The organism is Desulfobacula phenolica, assembly GCF_900105645.1.
Taxonomy (GTDB): domain Bacteria; phylum Desulfobacterota; class Desulfobacteria; order Desulfobacterales; family Desulfobacteraceae; genus Desulfobacula; species Desulfobacula toluolica.
Genome location: NZ_FNLL01000017.1, coordinates 1 through 21,077, shown reverse-complemented (window position 1 = coordinate 21,077; position 21,077 = coordinate 1). Strand labels below are relative to the sequence as shown.

The following is a 21,077-nucleotide window of genomic DNA, read 5'->3' as shown; positions in this document are numbered from 1 at the left end:
AGCACAAGCCTTTGTTTTTTTCAAGGCTATTTTAAGATTGCCATTCCAACAAACCTTTGATAATTAGGGCACAGTTATATCATTAATTGAAAAATCCTTTATAAGGAAAACTAATGGCGTTATTTCAAAAGCTTAAAGGCCTTAGTCTAAAACTATGGCCTAAGCTTGGCAGGCTGACAAACCCCATGCCGGAGAATACAGATGATCACTTTCTATGCTTTTATCCCGGCAATTCAGGATATCTTATTCAAAAGCTGATTAAACGATTGATCAACAAGCTTAATTTTGATGATCACAATATAGAAAAAATAAAAAATATCGATACAAACAACATAGTTGTTTATGCCAGTAAAAACAAAAGAGTCCTGGATTTTTTGTATTTTCACACAAAATTAAAAAACCTTAACCTGCCATATCCCCAGATAGGGTTTGATTTCAGGTTTCTTTTTCTTTTGCCTGTAAAACAACTGTGCCGGATCTTTATCTGCCATATGAATTATTTTTTCCGCCATTTTCATTTTGAAGATGCCTATACAACAGGTTATGCCACAAAACAATTATTAAACGGCAGATCCGGATTTATCTGCTTAATTGAAGAAGAAGATTTCTATAAAAGATTTATTAAATCAACCCCTGATCCACTTTTCCTTTTAATTGAACTTCAAAAAAACACAAAAAAATCCGTCATAATTATCCCGGAAGATATTATTTATATCACAAAACCAATGAGAAAAAATCCGACATTAGCGGATATCCTTTTGGGAACCCATGAAAAACCAGGATTAATTAAACGTTTTTTTATCATATTCAAAAAGCCTGAAAAAATAAGGGTTGAAATCACAAAACCGGTTAATTTAAAACAATTTATCAGCAGGCCCGAAATTGAACAGCTTGCTTCGGAATTCCAGGTCCATCGATTGAGAAGCCACCTGGTAGACATCCTGAACAGGCAGAGAAAAAGCATTACCGGTCCTGTTTTAAAATCCAGACAGGAAATCACCGAAGACATACTGACAAAAAAATCTTTACGCGAGTACCTGGCTGAATATGCATCGGAAAACAAGCTTACCTTGAGCAAGACCCATAAAAAAGCGGCCGGATATATTAAAGAGATTGCAGCAAATTACAATCTTCAAATCATCAATTTCGGCAACTGGCTGTTGGCCTGGGTGTTTAAAAATATTTTTGAAGATCTTGTTGTCAAACAGGAACAGATCAACCGAATGAGGGAAAAGTCAACCAAAGCCCCGCTTATCCTTGTGCCATGTCACAAAAGCCACTTGGACTACCTTTTATTGCCCTATGTCATGTTTAAAAACAATATGCCCTGTCCACACATTGCCGCCGGGAAAAATCTGTCTTTCTGGCCATTAGGCCCTTTATTCAGGGGGGGTGGAGCATTTTTTCTCAGACGCACCTTTAAAGGTGCGCCGCTCTATGCAAAAATTTTTGCCGCATACCTGGAAAAACTTCTGTATGAAGGATTTAATATAAAAATTTTTATTGAAGGTGGAAGAAGCCGGACAGGAAAACTTTTAAGCCCGAAACCCGGAGGGCTTGCCATGCTTATTAACGCATATATTAATGGTGCATGCAGCAATCTTTACTTTGTGCCTGTTTTTATCGGTTATGACCGTGTTCTTGAAGAAGATGCCTATCTAAAAGAAATTGAAGGCGGCAAAAAAACACCGGAAACGTTGAAAGGACTCATCAATGCCCGTAAATTTCTAAAGAAAAAATACGGCAAAGTCTACATGAGATTTGATGAACCCATCTCCATAAAAGAGTATATTCAAAAAAAGAATATTGATCTTTCCAAAACTTCAAGTGATGAGTATATAAAATTTATAAAAAGTTTTGGTTATAAGCTTATAAATGCCATCAATACCAATGCCGTTGTAACCCCCCATGGTATTATTGCAAGCGCCGTATTAAACTGCTCTAAAAACAGTTTTACAAAAAAACAGATGATTGCCAGGGTCAACACCTATATGAATCTGTTGACCTTTATGAATGCAGAGCTTTCCGATACACTTTTGATTGATTCTGATAATACACTGAATTCGGTCGTCAACGACTTTATTTCAAGAAACTTTATCGAACTTGCAGATGAAGATGACAACGATATCACAGAACACACTGTTTTTATTGTAAAAGACAACAAACGGGCAATTCTGGACTATTATAAAAATTCCGTGATATCATTTTTTGTTAAATTTGCTTACACTGCAGTTGCCATCCTTGAGACAGACAGGTTTCAATTTTCTTCTTCAGATCTTGTTGTCCGATATAAATTCCTGGAAAAGATATTCACGGATGAATTTTTCTTTGATGAAGAGACAACTTACGAAGAAGATATTTCAACATGTATCAAAGGATTTATAAACGACGGTATAATTGTACCTGATTCCCGGCAATTGGATATGTTCAGCATCACATCCCAGGGGTTGCGCAAACTCAAATGGTTTGCAGCCTTTTTACAGCCTTTTTTTGAATCTTACAAAACCACCCTTCTTTATTTTGAAAAATATGAAGCCGGCAAGCATGAGGGAAAAGAGCAAATCAAAAAAATTCATTCCAAAGGAACTAAACTTTATAAAGGAAAAATAATCACATTTAAAGAATCCTTATCCCTGGTGAATTATAAAAACGCGGTCCATTATTTTACCAAATCCGGGATTAACGGGTCCCAGGATCATACACAGATTGAGTATTACAAAAACATTATTGACCGATTAATTATTTTAATAGCATCATAAAACCATGAAAGCACTTATTCTTTCAGCAGGATTCGGCACCCGGCTGTTACCCTACAGCAAAACAATCCCAAAGCCTTTGTTTACATTGATGTCAAAACCCTTGCTTGAACATGTCATCAAACACCTTGTGGACAATGGATGTGACTATATCCTGATCAATACCCATCATTTGCACGACCAGATAGAAGCCTTTGTTGATCAACTTGATGTTCCTATTGATATTAAAACCATCCACGAACCTGTTATCCTTGAAACCGGAGGTGCCATTGCCAATGCAAAACCTTTTTTAACGGATGATCCTTTTTTTGTCATTAATTCCGATGTCATTTCAAATGTGAACCTGAACAAGTTATATGCGTTCCATAAAGAATCAAAAAGTCTGGCAACGCTTGTTCTTCATGATCATGACAAATTCAATAAAGTCAGCATTGATGATCAGGGATATATCCAAAATTTTGATTCAAAAGCAAATGGTCTTGCATTTACCGGCATACAGGTTTTGTCTCCACAAATTTATGATTATTTTCCCGACAAAAAATCATTTTCAAGCATTGAAGTATATCAACGCCTCATCCGTCGAAAAAAAGTAAAAGCATTTGTGGAAAAAAATATTTTCTGGTCTGATATCGGTACATTAGAATCTTATTCAAGAACTTCCCTTCTTGAACTGGCTGCATCCCGGTTCGGGGTTGAACACGACAAAATCAAAGACATTCAAATTGACACCCTTGCCGGAGACGGATCAGACAGGCAATGGTACAGGGCATCATATGGTAATCAAACCGCTGTTATCAGCGACCATGGCATCTGCATGCCGGCAACGGATCGCCTGCGGCAACTCAAAGCCTTTATCCATATCGGAAATCATATTTTTTCCAGGAACATTCCAGTCCCCCGCATCCTCAATCACGATGAACTTTCAGGAATGGTAACCCTTGATGATCTTGGAGATATACACCTTGAAACCAGGATCAAACAAAAAAATAACACCTCATTTACATTAAAGATTTATAAACAGGTAATCGACTTTGTCATTGATTTTTCAATCAAGGGCTTACAGGGATTTAATAAAAAATGGACCTGCCAGACCGAAACCTACTCAAAAGAATTGATTATTGAAAAAGAATGCCGGTATTTCATAGAGGCATTCATCCAGGGGTATTTAAACCTTGATATATCATTTCATGAGTTTTCAAATGAATTTGACCATATTTCAGACCATGCATTAAAACACGGATTTATCGGGCTGATGCACCGAGATATGCAGTCAAGAAATATCATGATACACAACAATAAGCCGTTTTTTATTGATTTTCAATCAGCCAGATCCGGGCCTTTGCAATATGATCTTGCATCTTTGCTCATCGACCCTTATGTTAACTTAACAGGTAAAATACAAAAGGATCTTTTGCAATACACCACGGAAAAATTAAAATTGAGCCAAACGGAAAGACAAAATTTTTTAGACTGCTATCAATATTGCTGTTTAACAAGAAATCTGCAATTTTTAGGCGCTTTTAGTTTTTTGACTCAAACAAAAAAGAAAACCGGGTTTGAACAGTATATCCCATATGCTGTAAAATCTTTAAAAAAAATCATCTCCGGTTTGAATACGGATAAAATACCCAAACTGTCAAAACTTGTTAAAGCTATATAAGGAATTTTTTTAAAATGGAAAAAATAAATATCATGATCAATGGGCTGCCGGGCAATGTTGCTAAAACAATGGCCCGGTCCGGCATCACCGACAACCGGTTCAATGTCATGCCCTTTTCCCTTACGGGTCAGGAAATCGAAGACAAAACCATTACGATCGACCAGATGAGATTTGAACTTGTCAAACCAGATGTAAGGGATGAAAAAATCATCCGGATTAAACGCCAGTTTAACTCTTTTATTACCATTGATTATACTCACCCCAATGCCGTAAACTCAAATGCGCTTTTTTATACCCAAAACCAGATTCCCTTTGTCATGGGAACCACGGGAGGAAACAGGGAGCAACTTGAGCAGGTTGTAAAAAAATCTTCTACTCCTGCTGTTATTGCGCCGAATATGGCCAAGCAGATTGTGGGATTCCAGGCAATGATGGAATATGCGGCAAACACATTCCCAGGCCTTTTTGAAGGGTATACTCTTCAGGTGTCGGAAAGCCATCAAAACGGAAAAGCAGACACTTCAGGGACTGCCAAGGCAATGGTAGGATATTTTAATCAGCTGGGCGCAAATTTTGATGTGAACAAAATTCAAATGGTACGAGATCCTGAAGTACAAAGAAAAGAATGGAAAATCCCCAAAGAACACATAGCCGGTCACGGATGGCATACCTATACATTAACCGCACCGGACGGATCAGCTTTGTTTGAATTCAAACACAATATCAACGGCCGGGATATTTATGTCAGCGGCACCTTTGATGCTGTTGTTTTTTTGATGGAAAAACTTAATAAACCTGATGACTCCAAAAAACTATATACGATGATTGATGTATTAAACAGGCCGTAATAAATTGAATTTTTATGTAAAACTGGCTTTAATCATATTCGCACTGGCATATCTGATCAGCCCTGTGGATATCATTCCTGATCTATTATTGCCCTATATCGGCTGGATTGATGATGGTGTTATTCTCGGCACCATTGTCTATCTGATCCGTTATGGAAGACTGCCCAATTTCCTGTTTAAAAACCAGGCACCTTTCAACCAGTCTTTTGAACAAAAAAATGCGAATTTTACCTCAAACAAAAAATACAGACAAAAGACCAGCCAAAAGACAAGTCAGGCCTATCAGGAAAAAACCACCTCTGAAAATATTCCCAAAAACCCTTATGCTGTTTTAGGTATTGAACCCGGTGCATCAAAAAAAAAAATCCAGGAGGCATATAAGGAGGCTATAAAAAAATACCATCCTGATAAAGTATCCCATATGGGCAAAGAATTTTCCGATCTTGCCAATAAAAAATTCCTTGAAATCCAACAGGCTTATGACACATTAATGAATAAATAAGGAAAGTGGCCTATGGAATTTTTAAAAATAGGTTCCAAAAAGATTGAAGTGCAGTGGCATAAGCAAAGACAAAAAGATCATCCCACCCTGATCTTTTTGCATGAAGGTCTGGGGTGTGCAAAAATGTGGAAAGATTTCCCCCAAAGGGTCTCCCAAATGACATCTTGTCCCTGTTTGGTTTTTTCAAGATTTGGATACGGCAATTCAGATCCATGCCCCGTCCCCTGGAAAATCAACTTTATGCACAAACAGGCCCTTAGCATCCTGCCGGCCATCATAAAAAAAGCTCAAATTAAAGATTATATTTTGATTGGTCACTCGGATGGCGCATCCATTGGCATCATCTTTGCCGGCAGCCCATATGCACGAGGCTTGAAAGGGCTTATCACTGAAGCCGCCCATTTGTTTTGTGAACCCGTCACTGTAGAGTGCATTCAACAGGCAAAAACCAATTATGAACAGCATGATTTAAAGCAACGCCTTGAAAAATATCATGGTAAAAATACAAAGAATGCATTCCGCGGCTGGAATGATGTCTGGCTAAACCCGAATTTTATCAACTGGAACATTGAAAAATACTTGAAGCACATCAATGTTCCCATGCTTGCCATCCAGGGAAAAGACGATCAATATGGAACCATAAGGCATATTCATTCCATTCGCCGCCATGTAAATCATGCCAGAACTTGCCTGATTGATGACTGCAGGCACTCTCCACACCTTGAGCAGCCTGAAAAAGCATTAAACATCATAACTGAATTTATTAGTCATATTCTATGAAAGCAGCATAAAAAATAAAAAGTCAGGCATAATAACCACTCATATGATCAAGCCTGACAATTCATGAAGTAATATGTTTTTCATTGTAAAATTCAAATACCTCTTTATTTTTACACAAATAATTGTTACTGGATCGCAAATAATTAAATTAGAGGAAATCTAAAAAAGGAATATTCTTGAATGTCACATATCAATAATCCCATGGAAATCTTTAAGTTGCTGAATGGTTCTAACTGTAAAGAATGTAATGAAAAAACCTGCCTGGCATTTGCAGTGGCTGTATTTAAGGAAAAAAAACCGATACATGCGTGCCCTTATTTGGAAAAAAAAGTGATTGAACAGTATGGGGGGGCAATTGAAAAACCCAATACCATTGATGAATATAAAGCAGAAGCTATTGAAACACTCAAACAAAAGATATCCTTGATTGATATTTCCAAAACAGCGAAACGCATAGGAGCCCAGTTTTCCAACAATAAACTTACCGTAAAAATTTTTGGTAAGAATTTAAGTATTGATGCAAAGTGCAACATATCATCTGAAATTCATATCAATGCATATATGATGGTGCCTGTATTAAACTATATCTTGAACGGATCAGGTAAATCTCCGAACGGAAATTGGATCACATTTCGTGAGTTGACTGGCGGAGCTTCCCGATATGCTCATTTTCAACAGCGTTGTGAAAAACCGTTAAAGCGGATTGCCGATACCTATACGGATCTGTTTAAAGACATGCTGGAAATTTTTGACGGAAAAAAGATTGTAAGTCATATTGATTCGGATATTTCAATTGTTTTGTATCCCTTGTCTCTTTTTCCTATGATGGTTTGCTACTGGAAGCCGGAAGATGGCCTTGAGTCTAGTCTTCACATCTATTTTGATGCTACGTCTGATGATAATCTTGACATTGAATCCATCTATACGCTTAGTGAAGGTTTTGCTTTGATGTTTGAAAAAATCGCCTTGAAACATGGTTTTTAATAACGGCCATGGCAGATTTGTACGATAAAAATTCCAAAATTATTATTTTTTTATTGAATAAAACATCAATCTTTAATATATTTTTATATCTGCGATATTTATTCACCAAGATGACAGGTATTAAAACACATTAAATAATGTTATGATTTATTTATCCATAATTATTTTAATAGGTTAAGATTTATTTCATATTACCCACTTGCAGTATTTATTATTTTTAGAAATAATTTTTCGAGTTATTTATTAACACGCATTATTTATTAAAAATGGTTCGGTAATTTTTTTAACCTGCAGCATATAAAATCATAACTATCTAAATTTACCATAACCTGACTTTTAGAATGGCTTCCATAAACTATTGTTATAATTTAAAGATATTTTTTACCAAACCTTTTTACCGACCATTGATTAAAAAAATCAACTTTTTTGTTGACTTAAGCCTTATATCTTAATATGGGTTAAATACAATATATAAACAGAATTCACTTTATAATTACGATTTTTCTTCTCATTTGGCGCATCGTATGTACTTGACCTGAAACGGCTGAAGCATACTGGTATCAATGTAATTAAACTTTGTAAGTAAACCTTAAATGAAAAACATTTCAATTTTTTAATACCGTATTTTATTCTGTAAAAAAGGAGGTGGTGCCGTCTTTATCGTTTTCTTTATCATTTTAACACCTTGACCGTTAAAACCGCATAAACACAAAGGAGATGATCATGAGCAAAAAAGAAGTCGTTGAAACCACAGAAGCACAAATCGCAGTTCACTGGAAAGAAGAAAACTATTATTATCCATCCACAAAATTTATTGCTCAGGCCAACCTTAACGATGTTGAAGTTTTTGACCGGTTCAGCCTGGATAATTTCCCGGACTGTTACACAGAATATGCCGAACTTCTAACCTGGTATAAATACTGGGATGAGGTATTGGATTCAAGTGATGCCCCCTGCTTTAAATGGTTTAAAGGCGGACTTTTAAATGCCAGTTACAATTGCATAGACCGTCATCTGAAAAACAATAAAAACAAAACCGCGATCCATTTTGTCCCTGAACTGGAAGAAGAAAAAATTGAGCATATTACCTACCAGGAACTTTATGTAAAAGTAAATGAATTTGCGGCATTATTACGGGATTTTGGCGGGTTAAAAAGAGGAGACAGAGTTACCATTCACATGCCCATGTCGGCAGAGCTTCCCATCACCATGCTGGCCTGTGCAAGGATCGGCGTCATCCACTCTGTTGTATTTGGCGGGTTTTCCGCCAGTGCCTGTGCCGACAGGATTGTGGATTCAAATTCCCGTGTATTAATCACCATGGACGCCTATTACAGGGGAGGAAAACTTCTCAACCACAAGGTGAATGCAGACGAGGCAGTAAAAATTTCTGCTGATGACGGCCAAGTGGTTGATAAAGTATTGGTATGGCAACGATATCCGGGTAAAATTTCGTCTGACACACCCATGGTAAAAGGTCGCGATTTTTTTGTTAATGATGAACTCAAAAAATTCTATGGTGCCCGGGTAGAGCCTGAAAAAATGCTGTCTGAAGATCCTCTGTTTCTTATGTATACCAGCGGGACAACCGGCAAGCCCAAAGGTTGTCAGCATGGCACCGGTGGCTATCTTGCCTATGTGACGGCCATGTCAAAATACATCCAGGATATCCACCCTGAAGATGTTTACTGGTGTATGGCTGACATTGGATGGATCACAGGACACTCTTTCATCGTATACGGTCCTTTGGCCCTATGCGCCTCTTCTGTGATTTATGAAGGCGTGCCTACCTATCCCGATGCCGGACGTTCCTGGAGAATTGCCCAGGAACTGGATGTCAATATCTTCCATACGGCTCCCACCGCTATCCGGGCGTTAAGAAAATTAGGCCCGGATGAACCTGCCAAATACAATTACCATTTCAAACACATGACAACTGTTGGAGAACCCATCGAGCCTGCTGTATGGAAATGGTATGAATCCGCTGTCGGCAAAGGGGAAGCCATAATAGTAGACACTTGGTGGCAAACGGAAACCGGTGGATTTCTTTGCAGTACCGTTCCGGGACTCAGTCCCATGAAACCGGGCAGTGCAGGTCCCGGAGTTCCCGGCATTCACCCCATCATTCTGGATGACGACGGCAATGAAATCACTGAACCGGGCATTGCCGGAAATATTTGCATCCAAAACCCATGGCCTGGAATGCTCCAGACAGTGTGGGGAAACAGACAAAGATTTGTTGACACCTATTTTGCCCAGTATTGCAAAGACCCCAACAGCAAAGACTGGAGAGACTGGCCCTACCTTGCGGGAGATGCTGCCACAAGATCGGAAGACGGATACTACAGAATTCTGGGCAGGATTGATGATGTTATCAATGTGTCGGGTCACCGCCTTGGAACCAAAGAAATAGAATCAGCAGCCATGGTAGTCGATGAGGTTGCAGAAGCCGCTGTTGTACCGGTTTCCCATGATATCAAAGGCAAGGAGCCCGACCTGTATATTGCCCTTAAAACTGGGGTTGAACCAAGTGAAGAGCTGGCCAGAAAAATCTCCGATGCCATTTGCGACCAAATCGGCAAAATCGCCAAGCCCAGAAAAGTATGGCTGGTTCCTGATATGCCCAAAACCAGATCCGGTAAAATCATGAGGCGGGTCTTGGGTGCCATCTCCAACAAAGGGGATGTGGGCAATGTCATGACATTGGCAAACCCGGAAGTTGTTGAGGAAATCAAACACATGGTTCAAAAATAATAATTTATCCGCTGAAGTTTCAGGAGGTTATTGTATGTCCAATTTGTATGCAAAAGCTTATGAACAATCCATAAACAATCCTGACAAATTCTGGGGATCTATTGCTGAAGACTGCCACTGGTATAAAAAATGGGATAAAGTTCTGGATGACTCAAACAAACCATTCTACAGGTGGTTCACAGGTGCAGAAACAAATTCCTGCTACAATGCAGTTGATCTTCATGTGGATAACGGCAATGGGGAACAAGATGCAATTATTTATGACAGCCCGGTAACAGATACCATCAAAAAATACACTTTTTTTGATCTCAAAGACCGGGTTGCAAAATTTGCCGGGGTTTTAACCTCAAAAGGCGTTGGCAAGGGAGACAGGGTTATTATTTATATGCCCATGATACCGGAAGCCGTATTTGCAATGCTGGCCTGCGCAAGGATCGGTGCTGTCCATTCCGTTGTTTTTGGCGGATTTGCAGCCAATGAACTGGCCACCCGGATCAATGATGCCAAACCCAAGGTGATTGTATCGGCATCCTGCGGCATTGAGGTGACACGCGTCATAGAATATAAACCTCTTTTAGATGAAGCCATTAATCTGTCCGAGTCAAAACCGCAAACCTGTATCATTTTCCAAAGGCCCCAGGCAACAGCAAATATGATTGAGCAAAGGGATTATGACTGGAATGATGAAATGGCAAAGGCAGTTCCCCAGGATTGTGTTCACGTCAAAGCAACAGACCCACTCTACATTCTTTACACGTCCGGCACAACCGGACAGCCCAAAGGTGTTGTAAGGGATAACGGCGGACATATGGTGGCGTTAAAGTGGACCATGAAAGCTGTTTATGGTGTTGATAAAGGGGATGTATACTGGGCAGCTTCCGATATCGGATGGGTCGTAGGCCACTCATACATTGTCTACGGTCCACTCTTTAAAGGGTGTACCACCATCCTTTTTGAAGGCAAACCCGTGGGAACTCCTGATGCAGCAGCCTTCTGGAGAGTGATCTCTCAGCACAAAGTCAAAACAATGTTTACAGCTCCAACGGCATTCAGGGCCATTAAAAGGGAAGATCCAAATGCCCAATTGATGAAAAATTTTAACCTGTCCTGTTTCAACTACCTGTTTCTGGCCGGAGAACGGCTGGACCCGGACACATTGTCGTGGGCTCAAAATGCCCTCAAGATACCGGTGATTGATCACTGGTGGCAGACGGAAACCGGTTGGGCCATTGCAGCCAATTGTGTAGGACTTCACCGGTTTGATGTCAAACCCGGATCTCCCACAAAAGCTGTTCCAGGATGGAATATGGTTGTTCTGGGCCCTGACGGACGGGCTGCCCGTGCAGGGGAGATAGGTGCCATCGTAGCCAAATTGCCGCTTCCTCCGGGCACATTGCCCACACTCTGGCAAAACGATCAAAGATATGTTGATTCATATCTGACAATGTTCCCTGGATACTATGAAACTGCTGACGCAGGATTTATTGATGAAGACGGGTATGTCTATGTTATGGCCAGGACAGACGACATTATCAATGTGGCAGGCCACAGGCTTTCCACCGGAGCTATGGAAGAAGTCATTGCAGAACACCCGGATGTTGCAGAGTGCGCCGTCATGGGTGTTGAGGACAAACTCAAAGGCCAGATTCCTCTTGGGATGATGGTATTAAATGCCGGTGTGGATCGGGATAATGATGAAATTGTAAAGGAAGTTGTTGACCTGGTCAGAAGTAAAATCGGGCCGGTTGCTGCGTTTAAAACCGCAACCGTCGTAAAACGGCTTCCCAAAACAAGATCCGGGAAAATTCTCAGGGGAACCATGCGGGCAATCGCAGACAAAAAAAAGTATAAAATCCCTGCTACCATTGATGATCACACAACACTTGATGAAATTGAAGAATCCCTTGGAAAAATCGGATACGGCAAGATGGCTTGAGATTTTCACAGATGAAGCAGCATCAAACATATAAAACAATTCACGGAAGGGAGGTGGTGCAGTATGCCCTGATTATCTTTGTCAATCGATAATCATGTAAGTGATCCGATCAATCGAAATGTAAGACGAAACAAAAGGAGACGTATTATGGATCCAAAGATGTGGGTATACATCCTGCTTGGACTATACATTATTTATTGTTTCTGGTGGGGGTTAAGGGGCTTTTTTACTGAAAAAACCGCTTCAGGTTATGGAATTGCAGGGCGTTCCATACCTTTTATCGCATTTTTGATGGCGGCAACGGCTGCATCTTTTTCCGGGTGGACATTCATAGGGCATCCCGGTTTGATCTGGAAGGCAGGGCTTGTGTATGCTTTTGCCTCGTTCTATGTTCTAACCATACCCATCACAGGTGCATTTTTTGCCAAAAGAAACTGGCTCATGGGCAAACGGTACGGGTTTATCACACCGGGTGACATGTTCGCCTACTATTACAATAATGAAGGTGTCAGGTGGCTGACGGTTCTTGCAGCATTTCTCTACTCTATTTTTTACTCAGGCCTCCAGCTTATTGCCGCAGCAAAACTCTTTTACTGGGTTGCCGGTGTTCCCCAGACCATTGGCCTGATCTTCATGGCCTTCATTGTGTGGTTTTATGTTGTAACCGGCGGCTTGAAAGCCAGCACCTGGGTCGGGGTTCTTCAATTCTGTCTCCTGGTCGGCGGTATTATACTCCTGGGTTTTTATGTTATCACATCACCTCTTTTTGGCGGCTGGACAGGTTTTGCCGCATCCATGAACGGCCTTGAAGACAAATATATGAAAGTTCCCGGTCTGATCCACTTTGGCCTTGGCACTGGAGGCTGGACTGCGGTGATGATTTTAACCTACATGTTTGCTCTCATGGGTATTCAGTCATCACCTGCTTTTACACTATGGAACTTTGGCCTTTCATCTCCCAAACCCCTTGCCTGGCAGCAGGTATTCATGTCAACCTTTGTTGTTGGCCTGGCTCTTTTCTTTTTTACGGCTTTCCAGGGTATTGGTGCAAGGATATTGATGATGGCAGGTGAACTTGCCCCCAAAGTCGACGGTGACGTAGTGCCTATGCTCATGACCAAATTCTTGCCCGGACCGATCCTGGGACTGGTTTTCCTAGGGGCCATTGCAGCCATTCACTCTACGGCTGCTCCCTATATCGGAACCGGTGGCACCATCATCCAGAGGGATGTCTGGTGGCGGTATGTTCGAAAACAGGGGGGGTCGCACAGAGAGCAGATCTGGACCAATCGTATTTTTGCAACCATTCTGGCGGTAGCAGCAGTTGTGGTAAGTTTGACCTCCACTGATGCCATTGTTATGATCGGTGGTTTTGCAACCGCTTTTGGCACGATTATGTACATATGTCTGCTGGGTGTTCACTGGGGATTTAAATTCCCCAGCATTGGTGCTGTGTTAGGCCTTATTTCAGCCATTGTTGCATGTTTTTTAACCTATTATGTCTGGAAATATCCGCTTTCCATGCATACTGCTTTCTGGGGTATTTTTACAGGGATTATCGTGGCTTATCTTTGTCGTGGTCTCGGGTTTAAAGACAGTGAAGAAACCATTGCCCGTCAAAAAGAAGTTAGAGCTTGGCTTGACTCTGTGGATGGCCCGTCTGAAAACGGTAAAAAATGGCGATCCAGAATGAAAATAATTGTTCCTGTATGGTATTTACTGGCTCTTGGTCCGGGTGTTCTTATCGGCAACACCGCATTTACGTTCTGCGGATTCCCTCCCATCTGGGCATGGCAGATCGTCTGGTGGATACTGGGTATTGTAATGATGTGGGCTCTTTGCTTTAAAGCTGAAATGTCAACAACGTCCGATGAACAGATCAGACGCGCAGATACAGAGACAATGGATGTGACAAAGGAGGCGGATTAATTGTTTTTAAACAATTTAATTTAAGGAGAACATATCATGGCACTAGAAGACAAATACCTGATTGCAACCATTTTGTTTTGCATCCTTTTTGTTGCCAGTTTCGGCTGGGGATGGTGGGGATAATTCTAAATTAATCAACATTAAACCTTAAAAAAGAAGAATTCCGGATAACTGTTTTAGCCGGGATTCTTCTTGTCTTTGGATAAAATGAAGCAGACCAACCGATTCTGGAGATTTGTCTTTTTTGCCCTGGCTGCAACCCTTGTTGTTATTACCGGGATTTTGTTTTTGTTATGGCAAACATTGAGCCGGGAAGAAGGCCGGATTCTCATTTCCCTGGCCAATGATTATTTTTTGTATATTATCAGTGCGGTTTTTATTTGCATTGCCGTTACATTTGCCGGGCTTGAAATAATATTTGTTACATACATCAAGCCTTTAAAAAAAATTTGTGATGAAGCCTCCATGATTTATTCATCCAACCCCTCCCACCGTATAACCATTAACGGAAACAAAGATATAAAAGACTTGTCATCCGTTATCAATAGTTTTGCAGACCTGTTTGAAAACCTGAATAAAAATATTACCGAACAGATACTGGCTGCCAGAAAAAAAACAGAAGAAGAAAGAAATCTTTTGGCAGCTATTATGGCTGAACTTCCCCAGGGTGTATTTATCTGCAATAAATGCGGCAGAATCCTGCTGTTTAATTCTCTTGCAAAAAAAATATTTTCACAGGAAAGCCCATCTTTGAAAGCCGAATATTTTATCGGACTTGGCAGATCCATATTTCACCTGATTGATAAAGAATTGATTGGCCATGCCATTGAAGAAATTCAAACACGTCTGAAAAATGAGCAAAAAAGTGTGGCATCTTATTTTATTACCCCCATTCATACCGGGCATTTAATCAGTGTTGAGACCATTCCAATCCTTGACCAGAAAAAAGAAATGACCGGTTTTATTCTCACATTTCAGGACGTGAGCGATGACATCAATACCTATGATATCACCCATAAAACCCTTGTAACCTTAAAAAAAGAACTGTCAAAATATATTTTGCTGGTAAAAGAAGAATTAATTCAATCATACGATAAAAACAGAATGAATTCATCAGGACGACTCCCTCTGATTAAGATTCTTGATCAGCTTCCCCGTCACCACGAAAGGGTTTCAGATATCGTGCTTGATGCCATATTAACCAAAGTGCCCTTGACAAAACTCTTGTTGTCGGATTTTCTCAATTCAATGAAATCAAAGGCTGATTCGCAATATGGAATAAAACTGAATATCATCCATCAGACTGAAAACAACAGGATACAGGCTGATAAATATTTATTCACAACAGCATTGATCCTATTGTTTAAAAACCTGTCGGATATTATTTTGAACAATGAGTTTAACATCGCTTCTCTAAAAACCGGCAACAGAATAATTTTTGAAATAACCTGGCAGAATCGTCTGTTCAACAAAAACCAGATAAACAAAAACCAGGTCGAAACACTTCTGTATAAAAGGTTTAATGACCTGCCCAGTCTTTTTTATATTTTAAAACTTAACAAGGCTCAATTGCGGATTATCTGTGACAGTTTTGACTTTTGTTCTCAAATCAATATCATCACCAGAGCTGAATTCAAGACACCTTTAAGAGAAAAACTACGCCCCCCCGTTATTGCCGGCAGCAGACCTGAATTTTATGATTTTAACCTGTTCAAGACAGAAGATGAAAACCTTGATCTTCTGGATACAAATTTGAGAACCATCACTTATACGGTTTTTGACACGGAGACAACCGGCCTGAATCCGGATGGCGGTGATGAGATCATTTCCATTGCTGCAGTGAGAATCGTCAATCTCAGGATCGCATACCAGGATATTTTTGAGGAACTGGTGGACCCGAAAAGAGACATTCCCATGGAATCTTATAAAATTCACGGCATTAATTATGAAATGGTGAATGGTAAAAAAGATATCCGAACCATTTTGCCAATATTCAAACAATTTACTTCAAACACGGTGCTTGTGGGACATAATATCGCTTTTGACATGAAGATGCTGAAAGTCAAGGAAAAGACCACTCAAATCAAGTTTTCAAACCCGGTACTGGATACGCTTCTTTTATCTGCCATCCTGCACCCGGTCCATGAACGGCATGATATGGAAAATATTGCAAAACGCTTGGGGGTGAATATTATCGGCAGACATACGGCCCTTGGGGATGCCATTGCAACAGCAGAAATTTTTTTAAAACTGCTCCCTATTTTAAACAGCAATGGTATTCTGACCCTTAAAGATGCCATTAAAGCATCCAAAAAGAGTTACTATGCACGGTTAAAATATTAATTTCAAAGGAGCTGCACATGCTTGAACCATGGTTAAAATTTACTGGAATCTGTTCTGTTGTGATGGCAATTATTGTATTTTGTGTTATTTTCGGAGGGTACAGCAGTTTTGTAAGATCTCAGAATCGAATTGAAGCGTCAAAATCACTTTTGACCGATGCCTGCCAAAAGAGGTTGGATATAGTGCCGGAACTTGTTGAAATAATAAAAACAAGCAGGATAAAAACATCCATACCATCCATAAACCAGACAGCACAAAAAGCAGCCATCATCTTAAAACAGGTCATTGCCCATGAATCTGCCGTTGAAAATGCTTTGATAAAAGATTTTGAACTTTCACAAACACAACTGACGTTTCATATAAAGCAAACATTATCCCAATTGGAAGCCTTGGTTGATAAAAACAGTTCACAATATGTTAGTTCACAACAATTTTCTGCTTTAAAAAAACAAGTTGATACGACCCAGGACAACCTGTTTGTAATACAAAAACGGTATAACAAAGAAGTGGCATATTTTAATTTAAGAACAAAAGTATTTCCCGGATTTTTAATCGCAAAACTGTTTGGATTCAACAAGATTCACTATACAAGTATTTCAAAAGATCTTTTTTTGCCTGCCCAAAAAACTTTTGCACCCGTAACATCATGAATTTAAAACATGAACTCTAAATTTGAAACAAGAACTCTAAAAAGGATGAGTTTAATTTGAAAAAATCAGATATTTATCCATTTTCAGTGCTTTCAAAGCAGGAACAAACCAAACTGTATTCTGCTTTTTCCTATGAAAAACTCAAAAAAGGCACTGTCCTTTTTGTACAGGATATCACAAAGGTGGAAAAACTTTATATCCTCTCCAAAGGCCTTGCCCAATATTATTATGTACTCAACCATACAAACATACTTACCGGAGAATTACGGCCCGGAAACAATTTTGGCGGCATTTCAATTTTATTGAATGATGCAATTGCCATCAGGTCTTTAAATGTTCTTGAAGATTCTGTTTTTTTAACCCTTAAGGCGGATATTTTCCTGGCCGCCTGCAAAACAAATTCAAAGTTTCAAGATTATTTTACCAATGAATTTGGAAAATGCATGTTGAACAAATCCTTTGCCGGAATCATTGCAAGACAGATCAACGACAAGGAGTTCAACCTGCCCTTTTTCAATCAGCCCATACGGTCTATTTTCAAGCCAAATATTTCCACATGTCCCATGGAAACAAGCATTGAAAGCGCTGCCCTTAAAATGAGCCAAAATAATACCAGTGCCATGCTGATAAAAAAAAACAAGCACACCATTCATGGCATTGTAACTGATGCGGATCTTAAAAACAAAGGCATTGCAAAAAACCTGGATCTGTCTGAACCTGTTTCAACCATCATGTCCTCCCCCCTTGTTTCAATTTCAGCGGACTGCCAGGTTTTTGAAGCATTTTTATCCATGGTTGAACATGACAAGCGGCATTTGGTTGTTCGTGGTCAATCCGGTGACATTACCGGTATCATCAGTGAAAAAGATCTGATCCTTGCCCAGTCGCAATCCACGCATCTGCTGATAAAAACCGTTCAATCGGCCAAAACCATACGGGAAATTGAAAACATTCATTCAAAGCTTGAAAACATGCTGGTTGACCCAATCAAGAACGGAGCCAACCCCGAATATATAACACGGCTGATCACTGCGTTTTCAGATGCTATCATTGATAAAATAATTGTCTTCTCGCTTGAAAAAATGGGGCCTTCGCCTTGTAAATTTACCTTCTTAACCATGGGGTCTGAGGGCCGTGAAGAACAAACCCTGATATCCGACCAGGACAACGCCATTGTTTATGAAGATACAGCTGATCCAAAAACGGCAAAAAACTATTTTGACGGCCTGGCAAATTTGATCTGCGACCAGCTGGATATGGCGGGATACCGGTTCTGTGAAGGCAATAACATGGCCAAAAATCCGAAATGGTGCCAACCCCTGTCGCGTTGGAAAAACTATTTTAACACCTGGATTAAAACCTCAAATCCGGAAAATTTGCTTCATTCCAGCATATTTTTTGATTTCAGGGGAACCTGGGGGGATCTGACCATAGCGGAAGACTTGAAACACTATCTTCTGGATGCAATTGCAGGCTGGTCAGGTTTTTTACGCAACCTTACGGAAAACACACTTTATTTCAAACCACCCATCAATTTTTTCGGCAAACTTGTGGTAGAAACCCAGGGGGCTCAAAAAGGGTCTCTGGATTTAAAGCTTGCCATGCTTCCGATCATTGATTTTACACGGGTGTATGCCCTGAAAAACGGAATTTCGCACCCCAACACCCTTACAAGACTGTTCAGACTCTATACCAAACATGCATTAACAGACAAAGAGTACAAAGATATTGTAAGGGCCTATAATTATATGATGCAATTAAGATTCTTAAGACAGATCACCACCATCATGGATGAAAAAAAAAGCCCGGATAATTATATTAACCCCCACAACCTTTCGGCCATAGACCGGACTCTGTTAAAAGAAATTTTTAAACTGACCGACAATCTTCAACAAAAACTGGGAATTGAATTCACAGGGGTCGCTTGACAGGGTAATCCTAATCTCACGGCAAACAGGACCAGACAAATTCAACCTCGGCTATGAAAGCCCCTAAGAATAAAGATCAACCTGAGTAAATATCAAAATGGGCCTCTGTAAAACTGCTAAAATCAGAACTGTCTATATCCTGCAATTCGGCAATCAGCTTTAATTCGCCGGCATCGATTGAATCGTTTGAATCCGTATCCCCGTCCCAATAGTAAATTCTGCTATTGCTTCCCGTAGTATTTCCATTGCTTACAAAAAAATAGGTGTCATCGTTATCTCCAGTCATGCCTCCCGTTATGCTGGCAACATTGAGAATGCTGACAACATCGGCCCAGTCTGCTGAAGCCGTATCCATTACACCAACAACTTTACAATCCGTTGGAGAAATAGAGGCACCGTTGGCCACAAGAGTGAATTTCTGCTCACCATCCGCTGAAAATCCAAGATCGGTCTCCATAAAACGTATCACATCCGAACTGTCGTCAAAATCCACTATGATATCAGAGGAGCTGAAGTCACCAAAGGCTCCGGCATCCATAAACTCAAATGTATCTGATCCGGCCCCGCCTTCAAGGGTATCCACACCTCCAATATAGCCGTTGAGGATGTCATTGCCGTCATTGCCGGACAGCCAGTTGTCGGCACTGGAACCCATTATCTTGTCAGCCTGGGCAGAGCCATGGACGTCTTCCACATTTTTCAGAGTATCGGTAAAAAGGATGGTACTGCCATCAGATTTCAAACCTTTGGCATAGGCAGTGGTTTCGGTATCCACTATTGTCGAAAGATCAATATCCACACTGAAAAAATCTCCCTGACCGTCCAGGAAACTGTAATCCACCCAGTCCTTGGAACCTTCCCTGCCGTCAATGGTATCGTTCCCAAATGTGGCAAAAAAACCGTCCTCATTGGTTGAACCATAAAGAAAATCGTCAAAATTCGAACCGGATACACCTTGAATATCGTTAAGAGTATCTGTATTTCCCCAGCCATCGGTTGCCGTTGTTGCTGCAAGATCAACGGTCACACTGTCCGGGTCGTCCAGGTACATGGCCATTGTTCTTTCACCAAATGTTCCCGTCAGGGTGTCTTCACCATCCATACCCCACATATACCAGTCAAGATCTGAAATATTTTGCCCATCCGTAATCGTAATGGTCAAGTTATCATCAAATTCCGATCCAATGATATGGGATATATTGGTAAGGGTATCTGTGTCTCCCCAGCCGTCGGTTGCTGTGGAATCTGTGAAGTAGTTCCCATTGCTATCGTAATTGATCAATACAGTGACCGGGCCGGGATCATCTTTATACACGACATAATTTCCCGGATCAACACCGAAAAAATCACCACCGTCAAGAAAATCATTGCCTTGGTCTCCGAATAGACGGTCGTGGCCGTCTCCGCCACAGATCTGATCGTCCCCATCGCCTCCTCCCAGCCAATTATTTCCTGCGGAGCCGTTAATAATATCGTTATAATCAGATCCCCAGGCATTTTCAATGCCTGATAATGTATCTGTAAATATTGTTTCTGAATTGATATTTAATCCTATTGCTATTGGTATATCCAGAAAGATATTCACACCATCAAAATAACTTTGGCTGCTTTCCAGCCACGCATAGGAGATCCAGTCAAAATCCCCGCCAGAGCCATTAATGGTATCATTGCCAAAGGTTCCAAAAAATCCGTCATTATTCGCTGAACCGCTCAATGTATCGTTATAATCAGACCCGCTGACCCCATGGATGTTGAGCAGGGTGTCGGTATTGCCCCAGCCGTCATTAACACTGGCAATGACATTTTCCTCTGCAAGAGTAATATTCACGGAATCTGGTGAATCCAGGTACATGGCCATTGTGCTTTCACCGAAGGTTCCCGTAAGAGAATCTGCCCCATCACCACCCCATAAAAACCACATGCCTTCAAAGACATCATCGTCATCTGACACGTCCACGGTCAGGGTGTCATTATAGGCAGAACCATAAATCTCGGATACGTTCACCA

13 protein-coding genes are annotated in these 21,077 nt (G+C 40.5%); 12 read left to right on the top strand and 1 reads right to left on the bottom strand.

From position 1 onward, the window contains the following. The first annotated feature begins 113 nt into the window (after positions 1 to 113). The 12 genes from BLT94_RS19670 (at position 114) to BLT94_RS19615 (ending at position 19,070) form a co-directional block, all read left to right on the top strand. A complete protein-coding gene (locus BLT94_RS19670; protein ID WP_092237976.1) occupies positions 114 to 2,759 on the top strand; it encodes a 1-acyl-sn-glycerol-3-phosphate acyltransferase in 2,646 nt (881 codons plus the stop codon). Positions 2,760 to 2,763: 4 nt separating this feature from the next. Then, positions 2,764 to 4,416, top strand: a complete 1,653-nt coding sequence (locus BLT94_RS19665; protein WP_092237973.1) for a sugar phosphate nucleotidyltransferase — start codon at positions 2,764 to 2,766, stop codon at positions 4,414 to 4,416. A gap of 14 nt (positions 4,417 to 4,430) precedes the next feature. After that, positions 4,431 to 5,264 carry a dihydrodipicolinate reductase gene (gene dapB, locus BLT94_RS19660; protein WP_092237970.1) on the top strand — a complete coding sequence of 278 codons (834 nt, stop codon included), beginning with the start codon at positions 4,431 to 4,433 and terminating at the stop codon, positions 5,262 to 5,264. Between the two features lie 4 nt (positions 5,265 to 5,268). Continuing rightward, positions 5,269 to 5,766, top strand: coding sequence for a DnaJ domain-containing protein (locus BLT94_RS19655; RefSeq protein ID WP_014958500.1), 498 nt, complete (start codon positions 5,269 to 5,271; stop codon positions 5,764 to 5,766). A gap of 12 nt (positions 5,767 to 5,778) precedes the next feature. After that, on the top strand, positions 5,779 to 6,546 hold the full coding sequence (locus BLT94_RS19650; protein WP_092237967.1) for an alpha/beta fold hydrolase: 768 nt from the start codon (positions 5,779 to 5,781) through the stop codon (positions 6,544 to 6,546). Positions 6,547 to 6,726: 180 nt separating this feature from the next. After that, the gene (locus tag BLT94_RS19645) at positions 6,727 to 7,530 is read left to right on the top strand and encodes a DUF3786 domain-containing protein (protein WP_092237964.1); all 804 of its coding nucleotides are present in this window, start codon (positions 6,727 to 6,729) and stop codon (positions 7,528 to 7,530) included. 723 nt (positions 7,531 to 8,253) lie between these two features. Next, entirely contained in the window at positions 8,254 to 10,284 is a 2,031-nt protein-coding gene (gene acs / locus BLT94_RS19640; RefSeq protein WP_092237961.1) for an acetate--CoA ligase, read from the top strand. Positions 10,285 to 10,318: 34 nt separating this feature from the next. Next, positions 10,319 to 12,220: a propionyl-CoA synthetase gene (locus BLT94_RS19635; RefSeq protein WP_092237958.1), complete on the top strand. Its 1,902-nt coding sequence runs from the start codon at positions 10,319 to 10,321 to the stop codon at positions 12,218 to 12,220. Positions 12,221 to 12,367: 147 nt separating this feature from the next. Beyond that, positions 12,368 to 14,149 (top strand): sodium:solute symporter family protein, encoded by a 1,782-nt coding sequence (locus BLT94_RS19630; RefSeq protein ID WP_092237955.1) that lies wholly within the window; start codon positions 12,368 to 12,370, stop codon positions 14,147 to 14,149. 207 nt (positions 14,150 to 14,356) lie between these two features. Then, positions 14,357 to 16,492: an exonuclease domain-containing protein gene (locus tag BLT94_RS19625; protein WP_092237952.1), complete on the top strand. Its 2,136-nt coding sequence runs from the start codon at positions 14,357 to 14,359 to the stop codon at positions 16,490 to 16,492. Positions 16,493 to 16,509: 17 nt separating this feature from the next. Continuing rightward, complete coding sequence (locus BLT94_RS19620; protein ID WP_092237949.1) at positions 16,510 to 17,142, top strand: LemA family protein; 633 nt, start codon at positions 16,510 to 16,512, stop codon at positions 17,140 to 17,142. A gap of 56 nt (positions 17,143 to 17,198) precedes the next feature. Continuing rightward, the gene (locus tag BLT94_RS19615; protein WP_092237946.1) at positions 17,199 to 19,070 is read left to right on the top strand and encodes a DUF294 nucleotidyltransferase-like domain-containing protein; all 1,872 of its coding nucleotides are present in this window, start codon (positions 17,199 to 17,201) and stop codon (positions 19,068 to 19,070) included. Positions 19,071 to 19,146: 76 nt separating this feature from the next. On the opposite strand, the gene BLT94_RS19610 is transcribed toward BLT94_RS19615, so the two are convergent. After that, on the bottom strand, positions 19,147 to 21,077 hold a 1,931-nt coding region (locus BLT94_RS19610), incomplete at its 5' end, for a calcium-binding protein (RefSeq protein WP_139169084.1).

Excerpts from the sequence above, each read along its gene's own strand:
- BLT94_RS19670 (WP_092237976.1), top strand. The coding sequence starts at position 114 with ATGGCGTTATTTCAAAAGCTTAAAGGCCTTAGTCTAAAACTATGGCCT.
- BLT94_RS19665 (WP_092237973.1), top strand. The coding sequence starts at position 2,764 with ATGAAAGCACTTATTCTTTCAGCAGGATTCGGCACCCGGCTGTTACCC.
- dapB (WP_092237970.1), top strand. The coding sequence starts at position 4,431 with ATGGAAAAAATAAATATCATGATCAATGGGCTGCCGGGCAATGTTGCT.
- BLT94_RS19650 (WP_092237967.1), top strand. The coding sequence starts at position 5,779 with ATGGAATTTTTAAAAATAGGTTCCAAAAAGATTGAAGTGCAGTGGCAT.
- BLT94_RS19645 (WP_092237964.1), top strand. The coding sequence starts at position 6,727 with ATGTCACATATCAATAATCCCATGGAAATCTTTAAGTTGCTGAATGGT.
- acs (WP_092237961.1), top strand. The coding sequence starts at position 8,254 with ATGAGCAAAAAAGAAGTCGTTGAAACCACAGAAGCACAAATCGCAGTT.
- BLT94_RS19635 (WP_092237958.1), top strand. The coding sequence starts at position 10,319 with ATGTCCAATTTGTATGCAAAAGCTTATGAACAATCCATAAACAATCCT.
- BLT94_RS19630 (WP_092237955.1), top strand. The coding sequence starts at position 12,368 with ATGGATCCAAAGATGTGGGTATACATCCTGCTTGGACTATACATTATT.
- BLT94_RS19625 (WP_092237952.1), top strand. The coding sequence starts at position 14,357 with ATGAAGCAGACCAACCGATTCTGGAGATTTGTCTTTTTTGCCCTGGCT.
- BLT94_RS19620 (WP_092237949.1), top strand. The coding sequence starts at position 16,510 with ATGCTTGAACCATGGTTAAAATTTACTGGAATCTGTTCTGTTGTGATG.